Source organism: Desulfobacterium sp. N47 (genome assembly GCF_051233685.1).
GTDB lineage: Bacteria > Desulfobacterota > Desulfobacteria > Desulfobacterales > RPRI01 > RPRI01.
In genome coordinates this window covers 1-4,314 of record NZ_JBAMMY010000131.1, presented here as the reverse complement: position 1 = coordinate 4,314, position 4,314 = coordinate 1, and the positions used below count along the sequence as shown (strand labels likewise).

Genomic DNA, 4,314 nt, shown 5'->3' with positions numbered 1-4,314 from the left:
TAATAAATAAGATTGCATAAAAGATAACAAAGCGTTACACACTCGACCGGGAACCCGCGCCTTTTTTCCAAATAACCTTGGTTGAGTTAAACGTGGTTAAAACACAGCCGGTTTGTGTTCCCGGCCGGTGAACTTTGTGTTGAGCCTGTCGAAAAAGCCAAAAAGTCGCCTTTTCTTGCTTGTAACTGGTTGAATTTACTATGTGTGATTTTCTGAAAAAGAGCAGAAATGGACTTTTTCGACAATCTCGTTAGCCGTTTGAAACAGGTTTGGTTGCGCAAAATGGGAGAGTAGCAATGGATAATAATGATTCATTCTTAGACTCTAAGATTGTGCGGATGTTCTTTTGTTTAGTTTTGAGAGATGTTATTCTGCACAATCCGACAGTGGGTCGCACAGAAGAAAAGGGGGGTACTCTGACAGATGAAGAATGGGAGGAGGAGTTTTGCGATTCTGTGAATCTTCAATTAGAGGCACTATTGGAACCTCTGGATTACCAAATTGCCTTTGATAGGAAAACTGGAGTTCGTCCATTTGAAAAACAGCAATCAACCTATCTCATTCCTTTTCTGGTTTCCAAAGTACATGAATTCAAGGCTGAAAATATTATTATCCCAAAACCCGGTTACTCAGGTTTCAAAGTCGAAGATAGAGCCTTGTCTTCGGTTCAGGAAACGTTGGCCCAGGATATTCGTGACACGCTAGGCACAAACGTGACGATCCATGAACTCGTATTCAGTATGGTCACGTCAAGAAGTTTTGTTTTTGAAATCTATTATGAGGGTAGTTTCAGAGTTAAACGTGAGTTTTCTGATGAAGATATTGAATCTGAGGGCGGTGTTAGAGATGCATTGGAATCATTCTTTGATGAAATAGTGTCGGCCCATTGAGCCGTTTGGATTCCAGGTAACGAGCACGCCGTCAAGACGTCAAAGAAGCCGCAACAATGAATATCTCTTTGGTGTTTATTATGCGCCACACATCGGTTTCAGTGAGAGTGACATTCAGGGTGAGGGATGCTACGCGATAAGAGGCGATGCCTCCACTGATGAGGTCAATGAGCATGGTATTGATTTCGAGGACACTTTGGTGGATGTGACCAATGCATTGCTGAACTCAATCCTCAATGAAAATCTGCCACCCGATGCTGATCTAATTTCCAGTGAAATCAACTATGTTGACGATCCAGAGGAAGCCTTTGATATTTATGACGAGTTGATATGTTAACAAAAACAGTATTTGGAGGCTATTATGCTGGAACGACCAGAAAGTGAATTACAAATTGTAACGCCCCGTGATCCTCTACCTACGGTTGAGATTGATATTGATTCTATCCCTGAAGGCTTGCATGGTTATAGCGATCTGGTAACGAGGGCATTATCTTCTGTTGCTGAGAAATCTATAAATTTGAGGGCTACGATTTATGTCTACCAAGGCATGAGTATCAATTTTCATCAGCAAACGTGGTCTGCTTTTTTCGGTGTTGCTGGTGACAAGAAATTATTGGATGTGCTGCTAAATGCATTTCAATCAGCGAAAGTGGGGTATGTCAGACTCAGCGACCACACCAATCCATCAACGGCAACCAGGGATTTTCATGTTCAGGATGGCCATGTTTGGCGTCCGTTAGAAGCAGGTACTTGGTACACCGAATCACAGGGCGAGAAAAATTTAGAGGAAGATTCTGTTTCGGAAACTGAAGATTTGGAGCTTGATGCGGAAGTAACCAATGGGGAAGGTTGTCGAATATCTATTCCAACCCGTTTTAGGGTTGCACGAGCCGACGCAAGCGTTGGATCTGTTTGCAAGAAAATTGAAGAAGTATTTGGGGTTCCAGAAGGAGCTGTCAAACTATGTGATCCTAACGGAAGGCCTTTACGTAGGGACGCAAAAATATCAACTTTGCGAAGACGCTGGGAACAGTAATTTTAGTGACTTCGGCTAACAAGGCAAATGCACTCGGACAGCCAAAAGCTGCCGGTGATTTGGAGCGTTGTGCCTACGATGAAGACGAGTAATATGAGTTCACATAAAAAAAGAAAACAACATTATGTATGGAGACAATATCTTATATCTTGGGCTATAGATGAAAAAATATTCTGTTTACGTGAAAAAAGAATAATAAATCCAAATTTAATGGGGGTTGCTCAACAAAGAGATTTTTATAAACTTAATGAGTTAAAAGTCGATGATCTTGAATTCATAATGAGTTTCATAAAAAAATCGCCAAAAGAATCAAGGCAAGGACATGCAAAATTGTTGAGTGCATTCACTTATGCACATCGTGTATTAAAAGAAATTTCCAATATATCAGAGTCTAAACAGGCGAAAGAGGCAATTGATTTGTGCCTTCACAATTTAGATGAAGATCTCCATTCTGGGATAGAATCTATCGGAGGGCAATATTTAGAGAGTTTACTTAATAGGGATACCTCATTTTTTAAAACTGATAAGGGCTTTTTGGATTTTATTTATTATCTGAGTGTTCAATATATGCGTACAAAAAAAATCAGAGAATCAACATTGAACGCATTTATATCTACACCACATTACGACATTATGAAAAATTCATATAATGTATTAAATCATATTTTTGCAACAAATATGGGTGGTAGCCTTTATCTTGATAGACATACTTATAAAATGATGATGATAGAAAATTATTCAAAAACAGATTTTATAACGGGGGACCAACCTGTAATAAATATTTTTTCACTAAGCACTCCTAAGAATATTGCTCCTGATAATCTTGCGTTTTATTACCCAATATCCCCCAAATTGGCAATTCTTGTTATAGAAAAAAATAGATTTGAAGGTTTGGAAACATTAACAGTTACTGATAAAGAAGTGCATTCTTACAATAAAGCAATAATACAATGTTCACATGAGCAAGTGTATTCTTTAAAGAAAAGCACACTTGAATCTTTAATGAATTAACATAAAATGGCACAACAATTTTCTGCACCTGACCGGTGTTCCGCTGCGCTCCACACCAGCAGGTGAGAAATACGTTAGGGCTAAGATGGAAGGCATCGGAGGGGATATGACACCGCACTTCAAACGCTTAGAGTTCAAGTGCAAGTGTATCAACATTTCGACAACATATGCCACCGGACCTATCTTATGGCCTGACAGCGCTTCTGAGTTCGAAGTCGGCGATGATGTAACAACACAGATTGGGCACTACAGAACATGGGCCGACAACATTGACCCGGACTGCTTGAGAGAGGCGCGAAAAGAGATAGAACAAAGAGTGGAGTCGTTCATGTTGGGAATGCGGTTTCTTGGCAACGCAAAATTCTCCCAAGTCGATGAACGTTTGTCCTACGTAACAGAGGCTGGTGAAGAATACCAGATAACCAGCGACATGGACGTAGAGGCAATCATACGCCGTTCTAAAGGCGAAGAGTTTAACTATGGTTCCGCGGTGCTTCCCTCTATGACATGCCGCGGGTCAGGCTTTACTTCGCCGGTACCCTTTCCACAGAGAATGCCTTCTGTCCCGCTCGTCCTTAAGAGGCACATACTGAACGTTATTCAGGCGGAGGAACTGGATGGGTACTCGGAACATTATGAGGATGAGCAATTGAAGCGATGGTTTCTTGTAGTCGAAGAATTGGAAGTGGAAATTTCAAGTCAAGAATACAAAGATCTGCGGAGCGCAAGAAACTTCATCTCCCATCCCATGTCAAGAGCGAAGGAAACCATTGCTTTTCTAAAAAGAGAGATTCCATCATCGGTGTATTTGAATTCGGATAAAAAGGAGGAAGCCCGCTATTCGCGAGACAATCCGACACATAGAGCTGTTGTGTCGAAATACCAAACGGTCGCTAGATCGTGGGCTAAGAAGCTGATTGAAAGAGAAATATTACTAAAGGGAGGCTATATCCGGCCCTAACCCGGCGCTGAAGCGGATCGCCGAAAAAGCTGGCTCCCGCTTAGCTTTCCGTTATCTTGAGCATTAAATTGAAAAATGAGAGATATGCAACAAAATAAGATGCACAACAGTCCTATAATATTTATACTTCTTGGGATGCTCCTTGCTGTTTTTATATTTTAGACAGTACTAAAGGCTGGAATCCATATGGTTGGTGGTTCTTAGCTACATTTGCCTCAGCAGTAACAGGTGGGATTATCGGTCTTTTTTTATTCAATTACCTGAACAAGGCAAAATAATAAATAAGATTGCATAAAAGATAACAAAGCGTTACACACTCGACCGGGAACCCGCGCCTTTTTTCCAAATAACCTTGGTTGAGTTAAACGTGGTTAAAACACAGCCGGTTTGTGTTCCCGGCCGGTGAACTTTGTGTT

5 protein-coding genes are annotated in these 4,314 nt (G+C 40.9%); all 5 read left to right on the top strand.

Translation table 11 applies throughout. The annotated features are described in order from the left end of the window. The first annotated feature begins 296 nt into the window (after positions 1 to 296). Entirely contained in the window at positions 297 to 890 is a 594-nt protein-coding gene (locus VXK47_RS08655) for a hypothetical protein (RefSeq protein ID WP_435548377.1), read from the top strand. Positions 891 to 1,089: 199 nt separating this feature from the next. Then, positions 1,090 to 1,227: a hypothetical protein gene (locus tag VXK47_RS08650; protein ID WP_435548376.1), complete on the top strand. Its 138-nt coding sequence runs from the start codon at positions 1,090 to 1,092 to the stop codon at positions 1,225 to 1,227. 24 nt (positions 1,228 to 1,251) lie between these two features. Beyond that, complete coding sequence (locus VXK47_RS08645; protein ID WP_435548375.1) at positions 1,252 to 1,926, top strand: hypothetical protein; 675 nt, start codon at positions 1,252 to 1,254, stop codon at positions 1,924 to 1,926. Between the two features lie 93 nt (positions 1,927 to 2,019). After that, a complete protein-coding gene (locus VXK47_RS08640; RefSeq protein WP_435548374.1) occupies positions 2,020 to 2,937 on the top strand; it encodes a DUF4238 domain-containing protein in 918 nt (305 codons plus the stop codon). 106 nt (positions 2,938 to 3,043) lie between these two features. Further along, entirely contained in the window at positions 3,044 to 3,898 is an 855-nt protein-coding gene (locus VXK47_RS08635; protein ID WP_435548373.1) for a hypothetical protein, read from the top strand. The last annotated feature ends 416 nt before the right edge of the window (positions 3,899 to 4,314 follow it).